Below are 21,702 nucleotides of genomic sequence, written 5' to 3' on the forward strand. Positions count from 1 at the left end.
TGTTTCTGGTTGGTTGTGACATGGGAAGATCCCCCTCAAACTCCGGCCGGGTGGAGGACGACCTTCGTCCAGCCGTCTTCGCGGCTGTCGAAGTTCTTGTAGCCCGTAGGCGCCTCGTCGAGGCTCAACTCGTGGCTGACGATGAAGGAAGGGCTTGCCTTTCCGCCGGCGACGAGGTCGCGGAGGGCGCGGTTGTACTTCTTGACCGGACACTGGCCGGAGCCCATCGTCTGGCCTTTGAACCAGTAGTTTCCGTAGTCGAAGGCGACCTGGCCCTGCTTCTCGAGTTCGTCGGGGGAACCTGGATCCTGCGGCAGGAAAACGCCCACCACGCCGATGCCACCCACGAAGCGGACGGAGTCCACCAGCCGGTTCAGGGTTTGGTTGGGGTGTTCGTTGCCTTCGGGATCGTGGGCCTGGTAGCCAACGCATTCGCAGCCGCGGTCTGCGCCAAAGCCCATGGTTTGGTCCTTGACGAATTCCACGGGATCCACTTCGGCATCATTGACGGGAATGGCACCGATCTGTTCGGCCAGCTTCAGCCTGTCCTTGTGGCGGTCCACCACCATGACTTTGCCGGCGCCCTTGATGACGGCGGAGTAGGCGGCCATGAGTCCCACCGGGCCGCCACCGTAGATGACCACGGAGTCGCCCGGGTAGACGCCGGCCAGTTCGGTAGCGTGCCAACCCGTCGGGAAGATGTCCGCCAGCATGACGTAGTCGAGCTCCTTCTCGACGGCGTCCTCACCCAACCGCAGGCAGTTGAAGTCGCCATATGGAACCCTGAGGTACTCGGCTTGGCCGCCCTGGTACGGGCCCATGTCCGCGAAACCGTAGGCAGCGCCTGCAAGCTTTGGTTCGGGCTGCATCGTCAGGCAGTAGTTGGTGAAGCCCCGCTCGCAGTTCTTGCAGAAGCCGCAGGCGACGTTGAAGGGCAGGACCACGCGCTCGCCTACTTTGACTTTGCTCACCGCGGGGCCGACCTCCACCACCTCCCCGAGGTTCTCGTGTCCGAAGGAACGCCCCGGTTCGAAGCTCGTCCGGCCCTCGTACATGTGGAGGTCCGAGCCGCAAATATTCGCTGAGGTGATTCTTACGAGTACGTCGGCCGGGTGTTCGATCTTGGCATCGGGGATTTCCTCGACGCTGACGTCGTTCGGTCCTTTGTAAACTACTGCCTTCATCTTCCACTCTTTTCTTCTGCCCATGCCGATTCACCACGTATTGCAGGCGGCGGGTCGGGAACGCCGGGTGACTGGAGACCTGTGATGGTGGCGCAAGGGATCACCTGGACACGGGTGATGAACCAGCAAGGAACTTGGAAATGCAGGATGGGCCCTGTGATCCGCCTGAATGCTCGGAGGGCCTGAGGCTTTCAGCCAGCAGGTTGTCCGGGGACGAACTGCCGGTCCGTCAGCAAAAGCGATGCTGCACGAACAATGCTAAGCATACTTATCATGCATGTCGAGGGGTAACCGGAAAAGGTTGCCGTAACTCCGGCCATGCTTGGTCAAGCAACAGCCCGCAAGAACCTTCACCCCAGCCTCACCTTCCGTTCATGACGGCCGGAAAGGGTGGATGCCATGACCGACTTTTCACGCCGCACCCTCGTCAAGTCCTCCCTCGCCGGCCTCACGCTGACCGGCCTCACCCTGGGGTCCGCCACCCCGGCGGGCGCAGCACCCGCGGCAATCCCGCTGGTCCGCAAGCGACTCACCCTCCCCACGGGCATTGCCACCGGGGACGTCACCACGGATTCGGCCGTCCTGTGGTCGCGCGCCTCAGGACCCGGACGTCTCACCGCCACCCTCAACGCCATCGACGACGCCGGGGAGCTCCTCCGCGGACGCTACGGGTTCAGCCGAACCATTCGTGGACCCCTGGCCACAGAAGCCAGTGACTTCACCGCGAAAATCCACGCCAAGGGACTGCCTGCGGGCACCAGGTTCAGGTTGGAGCTGAACTTCGAGGATGGGAACGGCACGGGCGAAGCCGTGCAAGGCACCTTCAGCACGGCGCCCGGCGGTAAACCCAACGACGGCGGCACGCAAGGCGGCCGCGGAGGCGGCAGTCCGGCGTCGTCCTCCCAGTCCTTCGTCTGGACCGGCGATACCGCCGGCCAAGGCTGGGGCATCAACGAGGAGATCGGCGGCATGCGCGGTTACAAGGCCATGCATGACGTCCGCCCGGACTTCTTCATCCACTCCGGAGACACCATCTACGCCGACGGCCCCATCTCTGCCAGTGTCACGGAGAAAGACGGGCAGGTGTGGCGCAACATCGTCACCGAGGAAGTGTCCAAAGTAGCCGAAACCCTGAAGGAATTCCGTGGCCGGCACCGCTACAACTCCCTCGACGCCAACATGCGGTCCTTGTTCGCCGACGTGCCGGTCATCGCACAGTGGGATGACCACGAGACCCACAACAACTGGTACCCGGGCCAGATCCTGGACGACGCACGCTACACCGAACGCAACGTCAACGTCCTCGCCGCGCGCGGGCGGCAGGCGTGGCAGGAGAACATGCCGATCGCGGACTCGGCTGCGCTGTGGCGGCCCGGAACCTACGACGCCGGCCAGTACCAGCCGGCGCGCATCTACCGGAAGATTCCGCGCGGCCCGCAGTTGGACATCTTCTGCCTGGACATGCGGACCTACAAGTCGCCGAATACGGACGGCAAGGAGCCCTACGCCACCAACATCCTGGGCCAGGAACAGGTGGATTGGCTGATCAAGGAAGTCCGGCAATCCAAGGCCACGTGGAAGGTCATCGCAGCGGACCTGCCCTTGGGGATCGTCGTGCCTGACGGTCCCGTGAACCAGGAGAGCCTGTCCAACCGGGACAACGGTGCGCCGCTGGGCCGGGAACTGGAGATCGCCGGGGTCCTGAGCGCCTTCAAGAAGTATGGCGTGAAAAACACGGTATGGCTTACGGCCGATGTCCACTACTGCGCCGCCCACCACTATTCTCCGGAGCGGGCTTCCTTCAAGGACTTCCAGCCGTTCTGGGAGTTCGTTGCGGGGCCCATCAACGCTGGCTCCTTCGGCCCGAACGACATGGACGGGACCTTCGGGCCGGACGTCGTGTTTTCCAAGGCAGGCCGGTTCCCTGGTGAGTCCCCGCGCAACGGGGAGAACCAGTTCTTCGGGCATGTGGAACTCGGTTCGGATGATTCGTTCACCGTGAGTCTGCGCAACGCCAATGGAGCTGCGGTGTTCTCGAAGGTGCTCAGCCCCGAACGCTGACCGTCGCCGCGCTCCGCCGCTCCGGGAGTCCGTGGTCAAATTGACCCGTACCCATGAACCGGAGCGGACGGAGCGCGCGTGGTGCTGTTTGACCCCTTGGAACGGCAGATCGTTGCCGCCCTGCAGTTGGACCCCCGCTGTCCGTGGCGCAAGATGGCCGCGGTGCTGGGCGAAGCCGAGCGTACGGTTGCCCGCCGAGGTTCCCAACTGTTGGAGTCAGGTGCCGTTGCGGTCGTGGGAGTGAGGCCGCGTCCGTCAGCAATACTGGTCGAGATGCGCTGCACGCCAGGAACAGTGCGTGCCGCGGCCAACGCACTGGCCCAACGGGGTGACACGACATTCGTCTACACCACCACGGGCACCGGGGACTGTGTTGCCGAGATCCTCACCGAGCCGGACAGGATGAGCGACGTCCTGAGCGACGAGCTGCCCTCCACCATCGGCCTCCGCGACTCCACCAGCTACCCGGTTCTTCGCTATTTCCGCACCATCCGGGGTTGGCGGCCCGAGGTGCTGAGCGCGGACCGGGCAGAGGCGCTTCGTTCGACCCTGACCGCCGATTCTGGCATCCTCGAGGCCCGGAGGGAGCTGAATCGGCAGGACGCCGAACTGGTCGAGGCCCTGTGTGCCGATGGCCGCATGAGCTTTGAAGCCCTGGGCCGCCGGGTCGGGGTTTCCGAGGCCACTGCCCGGCGCCGCAGCGAATGGCTCCTGGCGAACAACCAGGTCCAGCTGAGGGCCGTGATCGAACCCGCGTCGTTCGGGCTGGCCGTCGAGGCGTTGCTGTGGATCCGGGCCTCCCCGCAACAGGTAGAGCAACTTGGCAAAAGCCTCGCGGAGCTGGCCATGGTCCGCTATGCCGCGGCGATTGCCGGGGATTACCAGGTGGTCGCGGACGTCACGGTGGGGGACATGACCGCCCTGTACCGCTTCATCACGGCCTCCGACTGGGCCCAGTACGCCTCCGGTGTGGATGTGTCCATCCTGCTGGACGCCCACAAGCGCGGGGGACGGTTCATGCGGACGCGCTAGAGAGCTTTTCTTCCGGGACGGGAACAGAAGCGATGGAGGGGGCGACGGCGGCGTACCCGGTTTGCTGCTCGAAGGCGCGGCCCCAGCGGAGCAGTTGCATATCCGAGTAGTGGTTGCCGGCCAGCTGCAGTCCAATCGGCAGTCCTGCCTTGCTGAAGCCGGCGGGTACGCTGAGCACGGGCAGCCCGGTGGCGGACAGCAGGCAGGCCGAGCGCATCCAGTCGAGGTACGTTTCCGACTCCACACCGGCCACGGAGGCCGGGTAACGCAGGGCTGCATCAAAAGGCAGTACTTGGGCACACGGGCTGGCGAAGAGGTCGTAACGTCCAAAGAACTCCTGCACGCCCCGTTCCAAACGGGTCCTGGCTGCTGCGGTTTCGATCAGGTCTTGTGCAGTCAGGGCGAGGCCCTTGTTGACGTTCCAATGGACCTCGGGCTTGATGACATCGCCGGAACGCTCCAGGATTGGGCCCAGGCCGGCGGCGAAGTCCATGGCCCGCGTGTTGCCGAAGACGAGGTCTGCCTCGCTGAAGTCTGGCGTTGCTTCCTCGACGACGGCCCCCAGGTCTTCGAACACGGCCAGTTGCCGTTCCAGGTGCTTAAGGATTTCCGGTTCCACCGGTACTCCGATCCCGAAATCCCGGGACCAGCCGATCCGCACACCCCGCATGTCCGTTTCCAACGAATCGCGGAAAACCTGCGGATTCAGGGCCGCCGGATAGGGAACCCGAGCGTCGCTGCCTGCGGTGACGGACATGAACAAGGCGATGTCTTCCACGCTGCGGGCCATAGGCCCTGTCCTTCCCAACCACGCATAGGCGTTGACGTCGGACGGCATGGGGATCACCGCCGTCGACGGCCGGAAGCCCACCACGTTGCAGAACGAAGCCGGGATCCGGAGCGAACCGCCCATGTCGCTGCCGTCGCCGATCGCCTGGATCCGGGAAGCGACGACGGCGGCCACCCCGCCACTGCTGCCCCCGGCGCTCAGGGCGGGCGCGTACGGGTTGGTGGTGGTTCCGAAGAGCTCGTTGAACGTATGCGAGCCTGCTCCAAACTCGGGAACGTTGGACTTGCCGGTGCTGACGACGCCCGCCGACTTGAGCCGCGCAATGATGAGGTCGTCGGCGTCGGGCACGAAGTCGCGCAACGCCAGGGAGCCCTGGGTAGTGCGCATGCCCGCTGTGTTGTTCGTGTCCTTATGGGTCATGGGCAGGCCATGCAGGGGAGGCAATTCGGCCCCGGAAGCCGTCAGCTGATCGGCATTGAGCGCCAGGGCTCGTGCGCCTTCGGCATTCAACGTCACCACGGCGTTGATCACCGGGTTCACGTCCGAAATCCGCTGGAGATGGTCATCCAGGGCTTCGCGCGCCGAGATTTCCTTGCTGCGGATCGCGGCGGTGAGTTCGACGGCGGACAGCTCGCCAATGGTGCTGGACATGGTGCTCCTTTGCTGGATATTCGCTTGCTGAAAGTGTGCCGGGTCACATCGGACCCCGGAAGGGTGCCCTGCCCAAGCGCCACCGTTTGACTGTTTCGGCCAGATATGTGGCGGATTCCATCAACTATTGTTTGTGATCCGGCTCATAGCGGAAGGTGTTGCTAACCCACTGGCCGATCCGGTCGATGGGCTGGTTTCGCCCCCAATGCAACGCGACCGCACAACGTGGTTCGGAAGTGAAGATGCAGCGGGGCTTTCACCCGGAGGTTTCCCCATGCACCAACCCCTGGCATTTCAACCGCTCACAAGCCAACCCCTCGCATCCGGCAGTTCAACTGACATCCTCGCCATCGCCAACAACCCCGTCCTGTGGATCTGTGTGGCAGGCGTGTTCGGCGTCATCATCATCCAGTCCGTCATCTTCATGAAGGCAGCCCGCCGCGCCGCACCGTCGGTGGAGATGAGCAGCCAAGACATCCGGACCTCGTTCCGGTCCGGGGCGGTTTCAGCAATCGGCCCTTCTCTCGCCGTCTCCCTCGTAGCCATCGCCCTCCTTGGCCTGTTCGGCGCCCCTGCGGTCCTCTCCAGGATCGGCCTCATCGGCTCCGCAGCTTACGACGTCTCGGCTGCAGGCATCGCTGCCGGGTCCATGGGGGCCAAACTCGGCGACGCCAGCTACACCCAAAGCGTCTTCGCGGTGGCCTTCTTTGCCATGAGCATCGGCGGAGCCATGTGGATGCTGGCCACCCTGATCCTCACTCCGATCCTCCGCAAGGGTGACGCCAAGATCCGTTCGGTGAACCCGGCCGCCATGGCGATTGTCCCGGCAGCCGCATTGATCGGTGCGTTCTCCTGCCTTGGCCTGACCGAACTTCCCAAGTCCGCCATCCACGTCCTCTCCTTCGTCGTCTCTGCCGCCGTCATGGGGCTTTGCCTGCTGCTGGCCAAGCGGCTCGGCAAGAGCTGGTTGCGCGAATGGGGCCTGGGCTTCTCGATCGTCATTGGCCTCGGTGCCGCTTTCCTGGCCGCCGCCCCCGGACTGGCCGCCTGAGAGACCGTCAGGGACACGAAAGGAACAACCATCATGACCTCCACCCTCACCACTTCAGCCACCACGAATGCCATGGCGGACTTCAGCCGGACCACGTCCCGCTGGGGGCAGATCACCATGATTGCCGGACTCCTCATCTCAGTGGCCGGTCCCTTGTATCTGGTCTTCGCCGGTGGCTTGGACATCGCGCCGGCCCAGCTCTGGATCGCCTTTGCCGCGGTCGCTGCAACATTCGGCATCATCTGGATCGTGGAGCCGCTGACCTACTTCCCGATCCTCGGGCCCGCAGCCATGTACCAGGCCTTCATGATCGGCAATATTTCCAACAAGCTCCTGCCCGCGGCGTTGATTGCCCAAACCAACATCGGCGCAAAGCCGGGAAGCAAGCGGGCCGAGCTGGCCGCCGTCGTTGCCATCTGCGGAGCCGCAGTGGTGCATCTGGTTTCGCTCGCCATCTTCGTCGGCCTCTTGGGCAGCTGGCTCATCAGCGTCATTCCGCCCTCGGTGCTGACCGTTACCCGGCTGTACGTCCTGCCCACCGTCCTCGGAGCGGTGCTGGTCCAGGCCATCGTCTCCATGAAGCAGCCCCGGACCACCGTTTTCGCGCTGGTGGTGTCCGCCGTCGTCGTCTTCGTGGTGCTGCCCCTGGTGCCGTCGCTGGCCATGGTGTCCACCGCGATCGCCGTGCTGGGGACCATCCTGCTGGCGTGGTTCTTCCGCGGAAAGCAGGTTGCGGCCGCCACACCCATCCACATCGAGTAGCCGCCACCGCCGCCCACACCGTCAGCACGCAGCAGAAAGAAGAAGACCATGACCCAAACAGCCACTGTCCTCCAGCTCGATACAGAACAGACCACGGCGCTCCACGAGCTGTACCGCAGGCTCCACGCACACCCCGAACTTTCCATGCAGGAGCACGCCACGGCTGGCCTTATCGAGGAACAGCTGGACCGGCTCGGGGTAGACCACTTCCGCTGCGGCGGGACAGGGGTGGTCGGCATCCTGCGCAACGGTGAAGGGCCCGTGGTCGCGTTCCGCGCAGACACGGATGGGCTGCCCATCGAAGAGGCCACAGGCTTGGACTATGCCAGCACGGACACGGGAATGCTGGATGGTTCCGAGGTTCCGGTGATGCATGGCTGCGGCCACGATACCCACGTGGCCAGCCTGCTGGGGGCCACGGAGATCCTTGCCGGAAACCTGGACGCGTGGAGCGGGACCTTGGTGTTGATCTTCCAGCCCGGTGAAGAAACGGCCGCCGGGGCGCTGGCCATGCTGGAGGACGGGCTCTGGGACAGGGCTCCCCGCCCGGAGGTGGTGTTCGGGCAGCACGTCATGCCGCGGCCTGTCGGCACAGTATCGATTTCCAGCGGTCCGGTGGCAGCCATGGCCGACTCCCTCCGCGTGACGGTCCACGGACAGCAGTCGCACGGCTCGCAGCCCCAGGATTCCATCGATCCCATCGTCATGGCAGCCCACATGGTCACCCGGCTGCAGACCATCGTGGCCCGCGAGCTGGATCCCCGGAAGTCCGCCGTCGTCACGATCGGAACCTTCCACGCCGGGCTGAAGGAAAACATCATCCCCGCTACCGCGGAGTTCACCCTCAATATCCGTACGTTCGACGAAGAGGTCCGCGGCCAGGTCCTGGCCGCGGTCCGACGGATCATCGAGGCTGAGGCGGCTGCCTCCGGAGCACCGAGCCCGAAGGTCGAGGAGCTGTACCGCTTCCCGCAGTGCTACAACGACCCCGACGCCGTTCCTTCGGTTCTGGAGGCGCTGCGTGGTGCGTTGGGGTCTGAGTCTGTCGAGGTTACCCCGCCGATGATGGGCAGCGAAGACTTTGGACACTTGGGTACGGCCATCGGCGTCCCGTCCGTGTTCTGGATGTTCGGCGGCACGCCAGGTGCTGTGTTTGACGGTCCGGGACCAGTCCCTGTCAATCATTCGCCCTTCTTCGCCCCCGAGTTGGAAGGTTCCCTGGCCGGAGGAGTCTCTGCCGCCGTCGCCGTCCTCCTGTCCCGCCTGGGCAACTGAGCTGCAAGGAGCCTCCCATGACTTCAGCATTGACCGAACCGGCACCCGCGCTTCAGGACACCGGAGGCCCGCTTTCCGGCAGGCTCGTGGTGGACCTCAGCCGCGCGCTCGCAGGACCCCACGCTGCCATGATGATGGGTGATCTCGGGGCGAGGGTCATCAAGATCGAAAATCCTGGCACGGGGGATGACACCCGCGGGTGGGGTCCGCCTTTCGTCGGCCCGGAGGACGAACCACAAGCCACCTACTTCCTCTCCTGCAACCGCAACAAGGAGTCCCTGGCGCTGGACCTCAAGAGCGACGACGGCCGGACGGTACTGCGCCAACTCCTGGAACGTGCCGATGTGGTGGTGGAGAACTTCCGGCCTGGCGTTCTTGAACGGCTTGGTTTCAGTACCGACGCCATGCATGCCATCAACCCGCGCCTGGTGATCCTGTCCATCACCGGCTTCGGCCATGACGGCCCGGAATCCCATCGCAGCGGCTACGACCAGATTCTCCAGGGCGAGGCCGGGCTCATGTCGCTCACGGGTTCCGGCCCGGACGACCCGCAGCGCGTCGGTGTTCCCATCGCCGACCTCCTGTCCGGCATGTACGGGGCCTACGGGGTGGTCGCGGCACTGTTGGAACGCGAACGGACCGGCCAAGGGCAAGTAGTCCGGACCTCCCTCTTGGCCTCGCTCGTGGGGGTCCATGCTTTCCAAGGGACCAAGGTGACGGTCGCGGGGGAGTCGCCCGAAGCCCAGGGCAACCACCACCCCTCCATCGCGCCGTATGGGCTCTTCCGTTGCCGGGGCGGGAGCGTCCAGATCAGCGTCGGCAGCGAGAAGCTGTGGGCTGCGTTCACCTCCGCCTTTGGCCTCGATCCCGCAGCCGACGGCCTTGCCACCAACGCTGACCGGGTGCGGAACCGCGCACATGTGATCGACGTCGTTGAAGCGGCGTTTGCCGACTACGATCCCGAACCGTTGCTGGCGAAACTTGCCGCCGCCGGAATTCCCGCCGGGAAGGTGCGCTCCTTGAAAGAGGTCTACGAGTGGCCTCAACTCGCTTCCCAAGGCCTGCTGATCGACGTTGACCATCCGGTGCTCGGAGCTGTCACGCTGCCCGGACCGCCGCTGCGCTTCTTCGACAACGTTTCGGGGGCGGAGGCCACCCGGCGGGCCCATTCTGCGCCTCCGGTGCTTAACCAGCACGACGAGGAGATCCGGGGCTGGCTCGAAACAGGGGAGGCTACCGGATGACTACCACCGCTACCCGGCGGCGCCTCGGCGCGCGCGAACTGCTGGAGACAATGCTCGACGCCGGGACTTTCGTTTCGTGGGATGCTCCCGTTCGCGGGGCGGCCGGCTTCCCGTCGATCCCTGAAGGGTACGCCGCCGAGCTGGTTGCCGCCGCCGAAAAGTCCGGCAGCGACGAGTCGGTCCTCACCGGGGAGGGCCGGATACGGAACCATCGGGTCGCCGTCGTGGTTTCCGACTTCGCATTCCTGGCCGGTTCGATCGGGCGGGATGCGGCACATCGTCTGGTGTCCGCCGTCGAACGCGCCACCAAACAGGGCTTGCCACTCATCGCCATGCCAGCCTCAGGTGGAACGCGCATGCAGGAAGGTACCAGCGCGTTCCTGGCCATGGTGGAAATTGTTGCTGCGGTCCAGGCTCACCGTGCGGCGGGCCTTCCCTACCTTGTATACCTGCGGCACCCGACCACCGGGGGAGTCATGGCCTCCTGGGGTTCGCTGGGACACGTGACCGTTGCCGAACCGGGCGCCCTGCTCGGGTTCCTGGGACCCCGGGTCTATTCCGCCCTCCACGGCGACGAGTTTCCGGCCGGAGTCCAGACTGCCGAGAACCTCTTCGACCATGGGCTGGTTGATGCCGTAGTGCCTCCCGAAGGGCTCGGCGACTACTTCGGCCGGGTGCTGGAGTTATTGTTTTCGCCGGGAAATGGCCCTGCGGTGGCCCCTCCGGTCGTGGGTCCGTCCGTTGTGCCGCAGGCCTGGGATTCAGTGTTGCGATCCCGCGACCCACGCCGGCCATCCACGGAGGAGCTGCTGCAGCGAGCGTCCGGGAAGGCTGTGCTGTTGCGCGGTGCCGGGGACGGAGCCAAGGAACACGGCATGCTGGTGGCCCTTGCCCGCTTTGGTCAGGTCTCGTGTGTGGTGGTGGGGCATGCTTCCGGTCAGTCCATGGGGCCGGCATCCCTGCGTGACGCCCGGCGCGGGATGCGGCTGGCGCAGGAACTGGGGTTGCCGCTCGTCACCGTTATCGACACCCCGGGAGCTACGCTGTCCAAGGACGCCGAAGAAGGTGGGCTGGCAGCCGAAATCGCACGCTCGCTCTACGACCTCCTGGCCTTGGCGACTCCCACACTCTCGGTATTGCTGGGGCAGGGGACCGGCGGGGGAGCACTGGCACTCCTTCCCGCAGACCGCACCATCGCAGCCCAGCACGCCTGGCTGGCCCCGCTCCCACCGGAAGGGGCATCGGCGATCGTCCACCGGACCACATCCCAGGCTCCCGCGCTCGCCGAAAGCCAAGGCATCACGGCCGCTGTGCTCGCGGACCGGGGGATAGTGGACGTAGTGGTGGAGGAACGGCCCGACGCCGCGAAGGAACCCGGTGACTTCTGCCGTCGGATGGGTGGGGTGATCGCCGTCGAACTCCAAGGCCTGCTCCTGACTGGTGCTGCCGGACTGCAGGCACGCCGGGCAAGGTATCGCGCCTTGGTCTGCTGACTTCCCGCGTTGCGAGGCCCGCTCTGCGTGTTATGGCGTGGTCTTGGGGCGCAAAGCGGGCCCCACAAGCGGGTGGGTGCGTGTTGTGTGGCCCGCTCTGCGTGCTTTTGGGCGGTCTTGGGGCGCAGAGCGGGCCCCACAAGTGGGTGGGTGCGGGCCGACTGAATGCTGGCGAAGAATGAACGCGCGGCGTTTCAGCCAGGGAACGGGGGCAGGGCGCTACGATGACCTCGTTGAGCAGTTCCCTGATAGGCCGGCCCAGACCGGCAGCTACAAGGAGGAGCACGGCAATGGCAGGTAAGTTCGAAATTTACAAAGACAGCTCAGGGGGATACCGTTTCCGGCTCAAAGCCGCCAACGGTGAGGTCATCGCCACCGGTGAGTCCTACACCACCAAAGCAGCTGCCAAAAAGGGCATCGAGTCGGTTAAAACGAATGCGGGATCGGCCGTTGTGGACTTGACTGAGTCGTAAGCGAATGCCGGACCTGCTTTCGGCCGGTTAAAGCAGTGAAGCCCCGTGCTCCCTGGTGGGCACGGGGCTTCACTGCGCTATCAGGCGCTGGTCACGTCCTGCACTTCACCGACCAGCTCTTCGATGATGTCCTCAAGGAACAACATGCCGGTGGTGACGCCCTCGGCGTTGAAAACGCGGGCAACGTGCGAACCGCTGCGGCGCATGGAAGCCAAAGCGTCCTCAAGTTCACTTCCCACGTATACCGAGGCAAGGCGGCGGATCCGCTTCTCAGGCACCGGCCTGTTGAACTTCTCCGGCGTCGTCAGATCCATGACGTCCTTCAAGTGGAGGTACCCCGATGGCTCCCCGTTCGCGTCGGTGAGGATGTACCGGGAGTAGCCGTGCTCCGCGACCGTCCGCTGGATGTCGGCCGGTGTAGACGTGGCAGGCAGGAGCACCATCTCGGCGATCGGCACTTCGACGTCGCCCACGGTCTTGGCCGTGAACTCGAATGCGGCGGTCAACGTTCCACTGGTGTCATTCAGCGTGCCCACGCGGGTGGACTGCTCAACGATGTTGGCCACTTCGTCCAGTGTGTAGGCGCTGGTGGCCTCGTCCTTGGGTTCCACCCGGAAGAGGCGGAGCACAGAGTTGGCGATCCCGTTCAGGGTCCAGATCACCGGCTTGAAGATCCTGGCCACCAGCACCAGCGGGGGAGCGAGGATCAGGGCTGCCCGGGTCGGGACGGAGAAGGAGATGTTCTTCGGGACCATCTCGCCCACGACCACGTGCAGGAACGTCACCAGCAGCAAAGCCACCACGAACGCGATGATGCCAATGGCTTCTGCCGGGAGTGACGTCAGGCCAAGCGGAATCTCCAGCAGGTGATGGATGGCAGGTTCGGAGACGTTAAGGATCACCAAGGAACACACGGTGATGCCCAGCTGACTGGTCGCCAGCATGAGGGTGGCGTGCTCCATGGCCCACAGTGTCGTCTTGGCGGCCTTGCTGCCAGCCTCGGCTTTGGGCTCGATCTGCGAACGACGGGCCGAGATCACAGCGAACTCAGCCCCAACGAAGAAGGCGTTGACTACCAGCAGGATGACCAGCCAGATAATGCCTGGAAGGTACTCACTCATGGCCGAGCTCCTCGGAAATCTTGTCAACGATCTGGTCGTGGGTGCTGGTTGTTTCCGCGTCGGGATCCGGCGTGAAGCGGATACGTCCCAACTGGGCTCCTGCTACGCGTTCCACGCGAAGGACACCACCGGAGATGGCAACTTCGTCGCCGAGCTCCGGTACACGGTCCAACTGGTCGGACATGAAACCGGCGACGGTATCGTATTCCTCGCCCTCAGGAACAACAATGCCGGTGCGGTCCAGCAGTTCATCGGGACGCAATGAGGCATCAAAGGTGATGGAGCGGCCAACACGGACCACGCCGGCGCGGGCACGGTCATGTTCGTCCTCAAGTTCGCCCACGATTTCTTCCACCAGGTCTTCGAGTGTGACGATCCCCGCAGTTCCGCCGTGTTCGTCCGAGACGATGGCCACCTGCAGGCCCTGCTTGCGCAGAAGAACCAGCAAAGAGTCGACGTCCTTGGATTCCGGAACATACAGCGGTTGGGTCATCAATTCCGTGGCGGTCACTGCTTCACGCTGTTCCAGTGGCACGGCGAAGGCCTGCTTCACGTGCAGCACACCCAGCACCTCGTCCCGGTCCCGGCCAATCACCGGGAAGCGCGAGAATCCGGTAGCTGATGCGAGGGCAACGATTTCCGCCGCCGTGTCATCAGCATCCACGGCAACCATCCGGACACGAGGAGTCATGACGTCACCGGCGGTGTGCTCGGAGAAGCGCAGGGTCCTGTTCAGCAACTCGGCGTGGTCCTGGTCCAGCAGTCCCTCCGTCGCGGAACGGCGTACCAGCGATGACAGTTCTTCTGCCGAGCGGGCGCCGGAGAGCTCCTCCTTCGGTTCGATGCCGAAGGAACGGATGATCTTATTGGCGGTGTTGTTGAACAGCAGGATCGCCGGCTTAAAAACAGCCGTGAACAGAGCCTGGAAGGGGACTACCACCTTGGCAGTTGCCAACGGCAGGGCCAGCGCGAAGTTCTTGGGAACGAGCTCGCCGATCACCATGGAGAACACGGTTGCCACGAAGATGCCCACCACGGCTCCGACTCCGGGAACCAAAGCTGCGGGCAGGCCCAAAGACTGCAGGGGTCCGCTGAGCATGCTGCTGATGGCAGGCTCAAAGGTGTATCCGGTGAGCAACGTGGTCAAAGTGATACCGAGTTGCGCGCCGGAGAGGTGCGTAGAGGTGATTTTGAGGGCCTTGATGGTTGGCCCCAGCCGCTTTTCGCCGCGGGCTTGGCGGGCCTCGAGTTCAGCACGGTCCAGGTTGACCAGTGCGAATTCCGAGGCGACAAAGAATCCGGTGCCGACAGTCAGGACGAGGCCTATGCCGAGCATGATCCACTCATACATTCGGGCGCCCCTCTCCCGTGGAAACCGGCAATCCGGTCAATGAGCAGAGGGGCCTGGGCATATGTGAAGGAGGGTCATCCATAATGTCAACAATTCTACGGGGCGGCACTACCCTCCCGGGCCGATGTGCGCCGCAGGCAGAAACCGGAACTCGCGGGAGGAGCGGATCGTTGAAGGGCCCGCTGGCATGATGCCTGGGTGTATGACCAAAAAAATAGAACCCCCGGAAATCCGCAGATCTCCGGGGGTTCAACCGAGCTTCCTATCAGAATCGAACTGATGACCTTTTCATTACGAGTGAAACGCTCTACCGACTGAGCTAAGGAAGCACCGCGTCCATCGCCGGTTTCCCGGCCAATCACGCAAGACATAACTGTAATAGAGGCACCGCGCCCCGGTCAAAACGAGCGCAGGGTCCTCCGTTGCGGGGATGTTCACCCGGGCGTCGGACCGGGTTCAGTCGTCCGTTTCCCGGTCGCCTGAAGCTGGGGAATCACCTGTGGCGTCTTGGCGCCGCACCACCAGCAGAAGGAGCCGCTCAATGACCGGGGACGCACTGACCAGGGACGCCCACACCACACCCAGCCGGCTGCGGCTGGCAGTTGTGGACATGGTGGGAACCACCATCACCGATGACGGCCGGACCGAACGGGCCATGTCCCGGGCCCTGGCCGAACACGGCATCGAGCCAGGCAGCGGCCGGTTTGAAAGCATGCTCGGCTACGCCCGGGACACCATGGGGTTCTCCAAGATGACCGTTTTCAGCCATCTCTTCGAGGACCCGGCAGTGGCCGCCAGTGCCAACAAAGTGTTTGAGCAGGCATATGACGAACTCATCGAAGACGGCGGCGTCCGTGCCATCCCGGGGGCGGAGGACGCCATCTTGTGGATGCGCGAGTCCGGCATGCAGATCTGCCTGGCCACGGGGTTCGGCCGCCACACCCAGAACATGGTGCTCGAATCCCTGGGGTGGATGGGCCTGGCTGACCTCAGCCTGTGTCCGGCGGATGCAGGCAGGGGGCGGCCGTACCCGGACATGATCCTCACCGCCGTGCTCGCGCTTGATCTGGATGACGTGCGGGAAGTCGCGGTGGTCGGCGACACCAGCTCGGACATGCTTTCGGGCGTCCGCTCCGGGGCATCACTTATCGCGGGCGTGCTGACCGGCTCACACTCGGAGGCGACCCTTCGCGCGGCCGGCGCCACCGCCGTCGTCGATTCCATCAAGCAGCTCCCGCTCCTGGTGGAGAAGCGCGAAGCCAGGCACCTCTAGCAGGTGAGGCCGTCCTGCGGCAGCTTCCCGTCAACAAAGTAATCGTCGACGGCGTTGCTGACGCAGGAGTTCGAGCGGCCGTAGGCCGTGTGCCCCTCGCCCTCCCACGTAACCAGGGATGCGTTCTCCAGCTGTTTGCGCAGCGACTGGGACCATTCCAGGGGAGTGGCGGGGTCACCGGTGGTGCCGACCACCACGATGGGAGCGTCGCCGCTGTACTTGACGGGCGCCGGCGTGCGGGTGTTCGGGTACGGCCAATCCTTGCAGTTCACACCACCGTAGGCGAAGAATGCGCCGAAGGTGGGGGACTCCTGCAGAAGCCGGGCCTCCTCGGCGCGCATGCCTGCGGTGTCCATGACCATCGGGTAGTCGAGGCAGTTGATGGCCTGGAAGGCGAATGCCGAGTTGGAGCTGTATGTGCCGTTGGGCTCACGGTCCGCCCCGAGGTCGGCGAGCCGCATCATCTGCGAAACGTCGCCGGAGAAGGCGCTGTCCAGGGCCTGGGTCAGCGCCGGCCAGCTCTGGTCGTTGTAGAGCGGCAGGATGAGGCCGTTGACGAAGTCGTTTCCGGTGACCAGCCGGCCGTCCTTGGCGGTTTGCGGATTCTGGTCCACGGCGCTGATGAGGTCCCTGATTTCCTGCACTCCGTTGTCCACGGAGCCGCTCATGGGGCACTGGTTCTGTTTCTGGCAGCTCGCCACATAGGTGTGGATGGCTTTTTCGAATGCGCGGGCCTGGCCGGCGGTCAGCTGTTCGTTGCTGATGGACGGGTCCACCGCCCCGTCAAGAACCAAGCGGCCGACGTTGTCGGGGAAGAGCGAAGCGTAGGTCGAGCCCAGGAACGTTCCATAGGAGAACCCCAGGTAGTTGAGCTTGGCGTCGTTGACCACGGCGCGCAGGATGTCCAGGTCCTTCGCGGCACTGACGGTGTCGATGTGTCCCAGGACAGGACCGGTTTGTTGGGCGCACTGCTCGGCGAAGGACTTGTTGAAGGCTATGGCCGCCGCCAGACCTTCATCCGTGTTCTTCCGGAACACTTTTTCCCGGGCGGCATCGCGTTCGGCGTCGGTCATGCACTTTACGGGGGCAGAATCCTTGACGCCGCGGGGGTCGAAGCCCACTACGTCGTAGTTGTTCCGAAGTTTCTCCGTGAAGTGGGTGGTGCCCGCATCCTTGATGAAGTCAACGCCCGAGCCGCCGGGGCCGCCGGGGTTGACCAGGACGGAGCCCTTCTTCTTCCCGGTGCTGGGCAGCTTGATCGCCGCCAGGGAGATTTCCTCGGAACCTGGCTGGGAGTAATCCATCGGGACACGGACCTTGCCGCATTGGAGACCGTCCCCGCAGGAGCTCCATTCCACTGACTGCGAGTAGAACTTCTCCAAGCCCTTGGGCGCCGACGCCGCGATGGATGGTTCCACCGTGCTGGTGGAGGGCTTGGCCGCGGGCCCGGGCAGGAAGGGGACGGTGCAGGCGCTGAGGACCAGCATGGCTGCCAAAGCCACGCACATCGCCGCGAACCCGCGGGTACGGGACCGGTCCCTTGAAGGGTTACCGGCGGGCCGGCGTCGTGCGGACGTCATGCGTTCTCCTATTGCTGGATGAGGCTGGTTGCCATGGACTCGACCGCCAACAGCGGCGCCACGTTGGTGGTGGTAATGCGGACCCGGGCTTTATTGATGGCGTCCATCCGTGCCAGGGTGGTTTCCGGGTTTGAACGGCCTGCGTATTCTTCCAGTTCGCCCCTGAGCTCAACGTTGACCAGTTCAACGGCGTTCCCCAGCTGGATGATCAACACGTCACGGTAGAAGGACAAGAGGTCGGTCAGGGTGCGGTCCAGCGAGTCGGTGATGGAGCGCTTGGCACGCCGTTTCTGGTCGTCCTCGAGCTGCTTGACCTGGCTGCGCATCGACGGCGGCAGCGTTCCGGACTCGGGCGCGCCCAGACTGGCGAGCAACGCGATCTTCTCGGCGGCATCGCGTTCATCGTTGGAGCTGTTGGCTTCCTCCGTGGCGATCTTGACCAGCTTTTCGGCCATCATCACGGCAGCGGTCACCCCCCGCAAACCCAGGGGAATGCGGACGGTCGCCAGACGGCGCTCCCGGGCGTCGGCGTCGCGGGCCAAGCGGCGGGCGATGCCGATGTGGCTTTGGGCCGCACGTGCGGCCCGCTCCGCGAGTTGGCGGTCGACGCCGTCGCGCCTCACCAGGAGGTCGGCGACGTCGGCGGCCGGGGGAAGCCGCAGGCTCACCGGACGGCAGCGGGAGCGGATGGTGACCAGGACGTCGGCCGGGGACGGCGCGCAGAGCATCCAGATGGTGCGCGGCGTTGGTTCCTCGATGGCCTTCAGCAGGACATTGGTGGTGCGCTCGGCCATGCGGTCCGCATCTTCCACCACGATGATGCGCCAGCGGCCCGTGGCCGGCCGGTCGCCGGCTTTGGAAACGAGTTCGCGGGCTTCATCAATGGTGATGGTGACTTTCTCTGTTCGCACGAACGTCACGTCCGAGTGCGTCTCACCAAGGATGGTGTGGCAGGCCGCGCAGACGCCGCAGCCTCGCTGGGTGACGTCGTCCTGCTCGCAATTAAGTGCGGCCGCAAAGGCCTTGGCCGCGTTGGAGCGTCCGGAGCCCGGGGGACCGGTGAAGAGCCACGCATGGGTGAGGCCGGACTCGCCCTGCGCCGCCTGCTTCAGCTGCGCGACAACGGGAGCCTGCCCCTGGAGGTCGTCCCAGACGCTCACTGGCGGGGGCCGGGAACTCGGTGACCCAACAGGGACTCCACCCGCTCCAGGATCCGGGCGGCCAGTGCCTCGATGTCATCGGCGGCAGGCAGGACCAGATAGCTCGAGGGCGCGGCCCCGGCCAGGTCCAGGAAAGCGTGGCGGATGGCTGAGTGGAATTCGTCCGGCTCGGATTCAAGGCGGTCCTCGGTGGCGTCCCCGGCAGTGCGGCGTTGGCGGCCGTCGGCGGGATCGACGTCGAGCAGTACGGTCAGGTGCGGATGGAGGCCTTCGGTGGCCCATTCGTTAAGGGACAACACGCAATCTGCTCCCAAGCCGCGGCCCGCGCCCTGATAGGCGACGGAGGAATCGATATAGCGGTCCGTGATGACCACCGTTCCGTTGGCCAGGGCAGGGCGGATGACCTGGTGGGCGTGGGCCGCCCGGGCCGCAGCGAACATGAGGGCCTCGGTGCGGGCATCGATGGTGCCGTGCCCGTGGTCCAGCACAAGGGAGCGCAATTTCTCGCCGATCGGGGTGCCACCCGGCTCACGGGTGCGCAGTACGGACAGTCCCCGGGATTCGAGGGCGTCCGACAACCGGGCAGCCTGTGTGGACTTGCCCGCTCCGTCCCCGCCCTCGAACGCGATGAAAAGACCTGTGCTCTGAATACTCACGCGTCTAGCCTACCGAGCTTCCCTGACAGCAAAGGCGCGTAATGCCTTTCATCCACAGCATGGCCCGCGACTACGCTGAAACCATGAGCCTTTCCGATCAGCACGCCGCCGAATTGTCGCCTGAAACCGTTGTGGTTGCTGCCGGTCGCCCGGATCGGTCCCACGATGAACCGGTGAATCCGCCCATCGTCCTGTCCTCCACATACTTCGGTACTGGCAGCCTGGGCGACGGCGACAGGGGCTATGGCCGCTACGCGAACCCCACCTGGGACCCCTTCGAGGACGCGCTGGCAAAACTGGAAGGCGCCACGCTCCCTGGTCTGCTGTACGCATCAGGCCTGGCTGCGGTCAGTTCGGCGCTCTCACTGGTGCCGGCAGGGGGCGTCGTGGTGATGCCCACCCACAGCTACGCGGGCTCCTTGGTGATGGCCACTGAACTGGCGGAGAAGGGCTTCCTTGAACTCCGTACTGTGGACATCACGGACACTGAAGCGGTCAAGGCCCTGATCAGCCCGGAGCAAGGCAGGAAGGCAGACCTGCTCTGGCTCGAAAGCCCCACCAACCCCATGCTCGGCATCGCCGACATCCGTTCCCTGGCCGATGCCGCCCATGCCGCGGGCGCGATCGTGGTCACTGACAATACTTTCTCCACACCCCTGGTGCAGCAGCCTCTGAGCCTGGGCTCCGACGTCGTGCTTCACTCGGTGACCAAATACCTGGCAGGGCATTCGGACGTCGTCCTCGGCGCCCTGGTGACATCCAACCCGGAGCTGAGGGCCACGCTCCTTCACCACCGCATCATCCACGGCGGTATCGCCGGTCCGTTTGAAGCCTGGCTGGCTCTTCGCGGGCTGCGTACCCTGGCGCTGCGGATCGAGCGCTCGCAGGCCTCGGCAGCAACGCTCGCCGAACGGCTCAGCACCCACCCCCGCGTCGAAGCCATCAGGTATCCGGGCCTGCCGGCCGATCCCGGACACGAACGCGCGAAGGCCCAGATGAAGGGCTTCGGCTCCATCCTCTGCATCCAGCTCGCCGGAGACCAGCACCGCTCCGGCGCCGATGCCGCGGACGAACTGGTCCGCGCACTGCAGCTGTGGCTCCCGGCGACCTCCTTGGGTGGGGTTGAGTCACTGATCGAACGACGACGGCGGCACACCGCCGAGCCGCTCAGCGTCCCGGACAATTTGGTCCGCTTGAGCGTTGGAATCGAGAACGTGGAAGACCTTTGGTCCGACCTTGAGCAAGCACTCAAGGCGTTGGACGGTTAGGCTGGAGGGCGTGGACGGAAAAATCTTGATCTCGTACGTCACCGCCGGCGTTTACCTCATCCTGGGGTTGGTGGCCCTCGCCTTGGAAGTGTGGGCTTTCGTTGATTGCTTGCGCCACCGGGCCACCCTGTTTGTGGCTGCTTCCAAGCGGACCAAGACCTTCTGGCTGGCGCTCACGGGTGTCGCCTTGGCCATCGGCGCATTGACCGTGCTTACAGGGGGGAGCAGCCTGAGCCTCTTCGGAATCGCTGCCGTTACGGCTTCTTGCGTCTACCTTGCCGATGTCCGTCCGGCTGTCCGGGAAGCCGGCAGTGGCGGAAACCGCAACGTCGGGCCCTACGGTCCCTGGTAGAGCAGCCCCCGGGTAAGCCGGCGTCAGTTCGGCGCCACCGCATCCCACGCCACCGTCAGTTCACCCAGGCGCCACCGCGACGGTCCATCCTGAAGCGGCCATCCGGCGTCGCGCAGTGAACGGCACATCCCTGTCCAGCGCTGCCGGTTTCCGAACGACGCCAAAGGCGCCGCGTCCAGCCAGGCTTTGTCCATGGCCTGCAGGAACGCGTGGATCGGCTCGCCCGGCACATTGCGGTGAATAAGCGCCTTGGGCAGCCGCTCGGCAACCTCGGACGGAAGGTCGAAACTGCCGAAGCGCACGGAGAAGCTCAGGCTCAAGGGCCGTTCCCGGTCCAGTGCCACCCAGGTGACGCGGCGGCCTATTTCGTCGCAGGTGCCGTCAATGAAAAGCCCATTCGGTGCCAGCCGGGACTGCACGAGGGACCAGATCGCGGGTACGTCCGACTCCTCGTACTGCCGCAGCACGTTGAATGCCCGGACCAGCACGGGATTGCCCGGCACCGGAACTTCGAAGCCGCCCACGTGGAAGCTCAGCCCAGGCCGCTCCAGCGGCTTCGCTGTCCGCACGCGCTCAGGCTCGATCTCGATTCCGCACACCTCTACGTCCGGGCGGACGGCCTGCAGCCGTTCGAACAGCTCGACGGCGGTGGTCGGCGAGGCGCCGTAGCCCAGGTCCACTACAAGGGGCTCGACGGCGGTGCGAAGACGCCAGGCCTGTGGGCCGGCGAGCCAGCGATCCAATCGCCGCATCCGGTTGGGGTTGGTGGTGCCGCGGGTATTATTGCCAATTGGTTTGCCTGCCGCGTTGCCGCCCCTGCTGCGGGGAGAGCCCACCCGTTCCGCCTTTTGCACCACGGCCCCACTTTATCGTGCAACGCGGGGTCACTTATGGCCCCTTCCGCGGCGTTGGATGGGCCATAAGC

Annotated in this window: 19 protein-coding genes and 1 tRNA gene; 11 read left to right on the forward strand and 9 right to left on the reverse strand. The window is 64.9% G+C overall.

The annotated features are described in order from the left end of the window. Nucleotides 1–35 precede the first annotated feature (35 nt). Nucleotides 36–1,184: a glutathione-independent formaldehyde dehydrogenase gene (locus tag ACFVSI_RS08850; RefSeq protein WP_387822060.1), complete on the reverse strand. Its 1,149-nt coding sequence runs from the start codon at nucleotides 1,182–1,184 to the stop codon at nucleotides 36–38. 399 nt (nucleotides 1,185–1,583) lie between these two features. Here ACFVSI_RS08850 and ACFVSI_RS08855 point away from each other — a divergent pair, with 399 nt between their 5' ends. Together ACFVSI_RS08855 and ACFVSI_RS08860 are read left to right on the forward strand one after the other, a co-directional pair. Further along, nucleotides 1,584–3,245, forward strand: coding sequence for an alkaline phosphatase D family protein (locus tag ACFVSI_RS08855; protein WP_387822062.1), 1,662 nt, complete (start codon nucleotides 1,584–1,586; stop codon nucleotides 3,243–3,245). A 78-nt stretch (nucleotides 3,246–3,323) separates the two neighbouring features. Next, nucleotides 3,324–4,277 (forward strand): Lrp/AsnC family transcriptional regulator, encoded by a 954-nt coding sequence (locus ACFVSI_RS08860; RefSeq protein WP_387822064.1) that lies wholly within the window; start codon nucleotides 3,324–3,326, stop codon nucleotides 4,275–4,277. Here the strand turns inward: ACFVSI_RS08860 and ACFVSI_RS08865 are convergent. Further along, a complete protein-coding gene (locus ACFVSI_RS08865; RefSeq protein WP_387822067.1) occupies nucleotides 4,261–5,718 on the reverse strand; it encodes an amidase in 1,458 nt (485 codons plus the stop codon). The two genes, ACFVSI_RS08860 and ACFVSI_RS08865, sit on opposite strands and share 17 nt — an antisense overlap. 274 nt (nucleotides 5,719–5,992) lie before the next feature. Between ACFVSI_RS08865 and ACFVSI_RS08870 the strand changes: the two genes are divergently transcribed. The 6 genes from ACFVSI_RS08870 (at nucleotide 5,993) to ACFVSI_RS08895 (ending at nucleotide 12,016) form a co-directional block, all read left to right on the forward strand. Next, nucleotides 5,993–6,769, forward strand: coding sequence for a DUF5058 family protein (locus ACFVSI_RS08870; protein WP_387822069.1), 777 nt, complete (start codon nucleotides 5,993–5,995; stop codon nucleotides 6,767–6,769). 33 nt (nucleotides 6,770–6,802) lie between these two features. Next, complete coding sequence (locus ACFVSI_RS08875; RefSeq protein WP_387822071.1) at nucleotides 6,803–7,531, forward strand: hypothetical protein; 729 nt, start codon at nucleotides 6,803–6,805, stop codon at nucleotides 7,529–7,531. A gap of 48 nt (nucleotides 7,532–7,579) precedes the next feature. Next, a complete protein-coding gene (locus ACFVSI_RS08880) occupies nucleotides 7,580–8,806 on the forward strand; it encodes an amidohydrolase (protein ID WP_387822073.1) in 1,227 nt (408 codons plus the stop codon). 17 nt (nucleotides 8,807–8,823) lie between these two features. Next, a complete protein-coding gene (locus ACFVSI_RS08885) occupies nucleotides 8,824–10,050 on the forward strand; it encodes a CaiB/BaiF CoA transferase family protein (RefSeq protein WP_387822075.1) in 1,227 nt (408 codons plus the stop codon). Next, nucleotides 10,047–11,543 carry a carboxyl transferase domain-containing protein gene (locus ACFVSI_RS08890; RefSeq protein WP_387822078.1) on the forward strand — a complete coding sequence of 499 codons (1,497 nt, stop codon included), beginning with the start codon at nucleotides 10,047–10,049 and terminating at the stop codon, nucleotides 11,541–11,543. Before ACFVSI_RS08885 ends, ACFVSI_RS08890 begins: the two co-directional genes overlap by 4 nt. Nucleotides 11,544–11,833: 290 nt before the next feature. Beyond that, nucleotides 11,834–12,016, forward strand: a complete 183-nt coding sequence (locus ACFVSI_RS08895; protein WP_387822081.1) for a YegP family protein — start codon at nucleotides 11,834–11,836, stop codon at nucleotides 12,014–12,016. An 80-nt stretch (nucleotides 12,017–12,096) separates the two neighbouring features. Here the strand turns inward: ACFVSI_RS08895 and ACFVSI_RS08900 are convergent, their stop codons facing one another. The 3 genes from ACFVSI_RS08900 to ACFVSI_RS08910 all read right to left on the reverse strand — a co-directional run bounded on the left by ACFVSI_RS08900 (nucleotide 12,097) and on the right by ACFVSI_RS08910 (nucleotide 14,817). Beyond that, entirely contained in the window at nucleotides 12,097–13,137 is a 1,041-nt protein-coding gene (locus ACFVSI_RS08900; protein ID WP_387822084.1) for a hemolysin family protein, read from the reverse strand. Then, nucleotides 13,130–14,488 carry a hemolysin family protein gene (locus tag ACFVSI_RS08905; RefSeq protein ID WP_144661620.1) on the reverse strand — a complete coding sequence of 453 codons (1,359 nt, stop codon included), beginning with the start codon at nucleotides 14,486–14,488 and terminating at the stop codon, nucleotides 13,130–13,132. Before ACFVSI_RS08905 ends, ACFVSI_RS08900 begins: the two co-directional genes overlap by 8 nt. 256 nt (nucleotides 14,489–14,744) lie before the next feature. Next, nucleotides 14,745–14,817 (reverse strand) — tRNA-Thr (locus ACFVSI_RS08910). A 212-nt stretch (nucleotides 14,818–15,029) separates the two neighbouring features. On the opposite strand from ACFVSI_RS08910, the gene ACFVSI_RS08915 reads away from it, so the two are divergent. Beyond that, nucleotides 15,030–15,761 carry an HAD family hydrolase gene (locus ACFVSI_RS08915; protein ID WP_387822087.1) on the forward strand — a complete coding sequence of 244 codons (732 nt, stop codon included), beginning with the start codon at nucleotides 15,030–15,032 and terminating at the stop codon, nucleotides 15,759–15,761. On the opposite strand, the gene ACFVSI_RS08920 is transcribed toward ACFVSI_RS08915, so the two are convergent. From ACFVSI_RS08920 to tmk, 3 genes are read right to left on the reverse strand one after another with little or no spacing between them, the layout of a single operon-like run. Continuing rightward, nucleotides 15,758–17,341, reverse strand: coding sequence for an alpha/beta hydrolase (locus tag ACFVSI_RS08920; protein ID WP_387822090.1), 1,584 nt, complete (start codon nucleotides 17,339–17,341; stop codon nucleotides 15,758–15,760). The two genes, ACFVSI_RS08915 and ACFVSI_RS08920, sit on opposite strands and share 4 nt — an antisense overlap. Before the next feature lie 8 nt (nucleotides 17,342–17,349). After that, complete coding sequence (locus ACFVSI_RS08925) at nucleotides 17,350–18,501, reverse strand: DNA polymerase III subunit delta' (protein ID WP_387822093.1); 1,152 nt, start codon at nucleotides 18,499–18,501, stop codon at nucleotides 17,350–17,352. Next, nucleotides 18,498–19,157: a dTMP kinase gene (gene tmk / locus ACFVSI_RS08930; protein ID WP_387822096.1), complete on the reverse strand. Its 660-nt coding sequence runs from the start codon at nucleotides 19,155–19,157 to the stop codon at nucleotides 18,498–18,500. Before tmk ends, ACFVSI_RS08925 begins: the two co-directional genes overlap by 4 nt. An 83-nt stretch (nucleotides 19,158–19,240) precedes the next feature. On the opposite strand from tmk, the gene ACFVSI_RS08935 reads away from it, so the two are divergent. Both ACFVSI_RS08935 and ACFVSI_RS08940 read left to right on the forward strand, forming a co-directional pair. Continuing rightward, on the forward strand, nucleotides 19,241–20,425 hold the full coding sequence (locus tag ACFVSI_RS08935; RefSeq protein WP_387822113.1) for a trans-sulfuration enzyme family protein: 1,185 nt from the start codon (nucleotides 19,241–19,243) through the stop codon (nucleotides 20,423–20,425). Nucleotides 20,426–20,435: 10 nt separating this feature from the next. Then, on the forward strand, nucleotides 20,436–20,777 hold the full coding sequence (locus tag ACFVSI_RS08940) for a DUF2516 family protein (RefSeq protein ID WP_387822099.1): 342 nt from the start codon (nucleotides 20,436–20,438) through the stop codon (nucleotides 20,775–20,777). 23 nt (nucleotides 20,778–20,800) lie between these two features. Here the strand turns inward: ACFVSI_RS08940 and ACFVSI_RS08945 are convergent, their stop codons facing one another. Beyond that, complete coding sequence (locus tag ACFVSI_RS08945) at nucleotides 20,801–21,634, reverse strand: class I SAM-dependent methyltransferase (RefSeq protein WP_387822101.1); 834 nt, start codon at nucleotides 21,632–21,634, stop codon at nucleotides 20,801–20,803. Nucleotides 21,635–21,702 lie beyond the last annotated feature (68 nt).

The organism is Paenarthrobacter sp. NPDC057981, assembly GCF_042886835.1.
GTDB lineage: Bacteria > Actinomycetota > Actinomycetes > Actinomycetales > Micrococcaceae > Arthrobacter.

Excerpts from the sequence above, each read along its gene's own strand:
- ACFVSI_RS08915 (WP_387822087.1), top strand. The coding sequence starts at position 15,030 with ATGACCGGGGACGCACTGACCAGGGACGCCCACACCACACCCAGCCGG.
- ACFVSI_RS08920 (WP_387822090.1), bottom strand. The coding sequence starts at position 17,341 with ATGACGTCCGCACGACGCCGGCCCGCCGGTAACCCTTCAAGGGACCGG.
- ACFVSI_RS08875 (WP_387822071.1), top strand. The coding sequence starts at position 6,803 with ATGACCTCCACCCTCACCACTTCAGCCACCACGAATGCCATGGCGGAC.
- ACFVSI_RS08890 (WP_387822078.1), top strand. The coding sequence starts at position 10,047 with ATGACTACCACCGCTACCCGGCGGCGCCTCGGCGCGCGCGAACTGCTG.
- ACFVSI_RS08850 (WP_387822060.1), bottom strand. The coding sequence starts at position 1,184 with ATGAAGGCAGTAGTTTACAAAGGACCGAACGACGTCAGCGTCGAGGAA.
- ACFVSI_RS08880 (WP_387822073.1), top strand. The coding sequence starts at position 7,580 with ATGACCCAAACAGCCACTGTCCTCCAGCTCGATACAGAACAGACCACG.
- ACFVSI_RS08905 (WP_144661620.1), bottom strand. The coding sequence starts at position 14,488 with ATGTATGAGTGGATCATGCTCGGCATAGGCCTCGTCCTGACTGTCGGC.
- ACFVSI_RS08870 (WP_387822069.1), top strand. The coding sequence starts at position 5,993 with ATGCACCAACCCCTGGCATTTCAACCGCTCACAAGCCAACCCCTCGCA.
- ACFVSI_RS08895 (WP_387822081.1), top strand. The coding sequence starts at position 11,834 with ATGGCAGGTAAGTTCGAAATTTACAAAGACAGCTCAGGGGGATACCGT.
- ACFVSI_RS08885 (WP_387822075.1), top strand. The coding sequence starts at position 8,824 with ATGACTTCAGCATTGACCGAACCGGCACCCGCGCTTCAGGACACCGGA.
- ACFVSI_RS08865 (WP_387822067.1), bottom strand. The coding sequence starts at position 5,718 with ATGTCCAGCACCATTGGCGAGCTGTCCGCCGTCGAACTCACCGCCGCG.
- ACFVSI_RS08935 (WP_387822113.1), top strand. The coding sequence starts at position 19,241 with ATGAGCCTTTCCGATCAGCACGCCGCCGAATTGTCGCCTGAAACCGTT.
- ACFVSI_RS08855 (WP_387822062.1), top strand. The coding sequence starts at position 1,584 with ATGACCGACTTTTCACGCCGCACCCTCGTCAAGTCCTCCCTCGCCGGC.
- ACFVSI_RS08900 (WP_387822084.1), bottom strand. The coding sequence starts at position 13,137 with ATGAGTGAGTACCTTCCAGGCATTATCTGGCTGGTCATCCTGCTGGTA.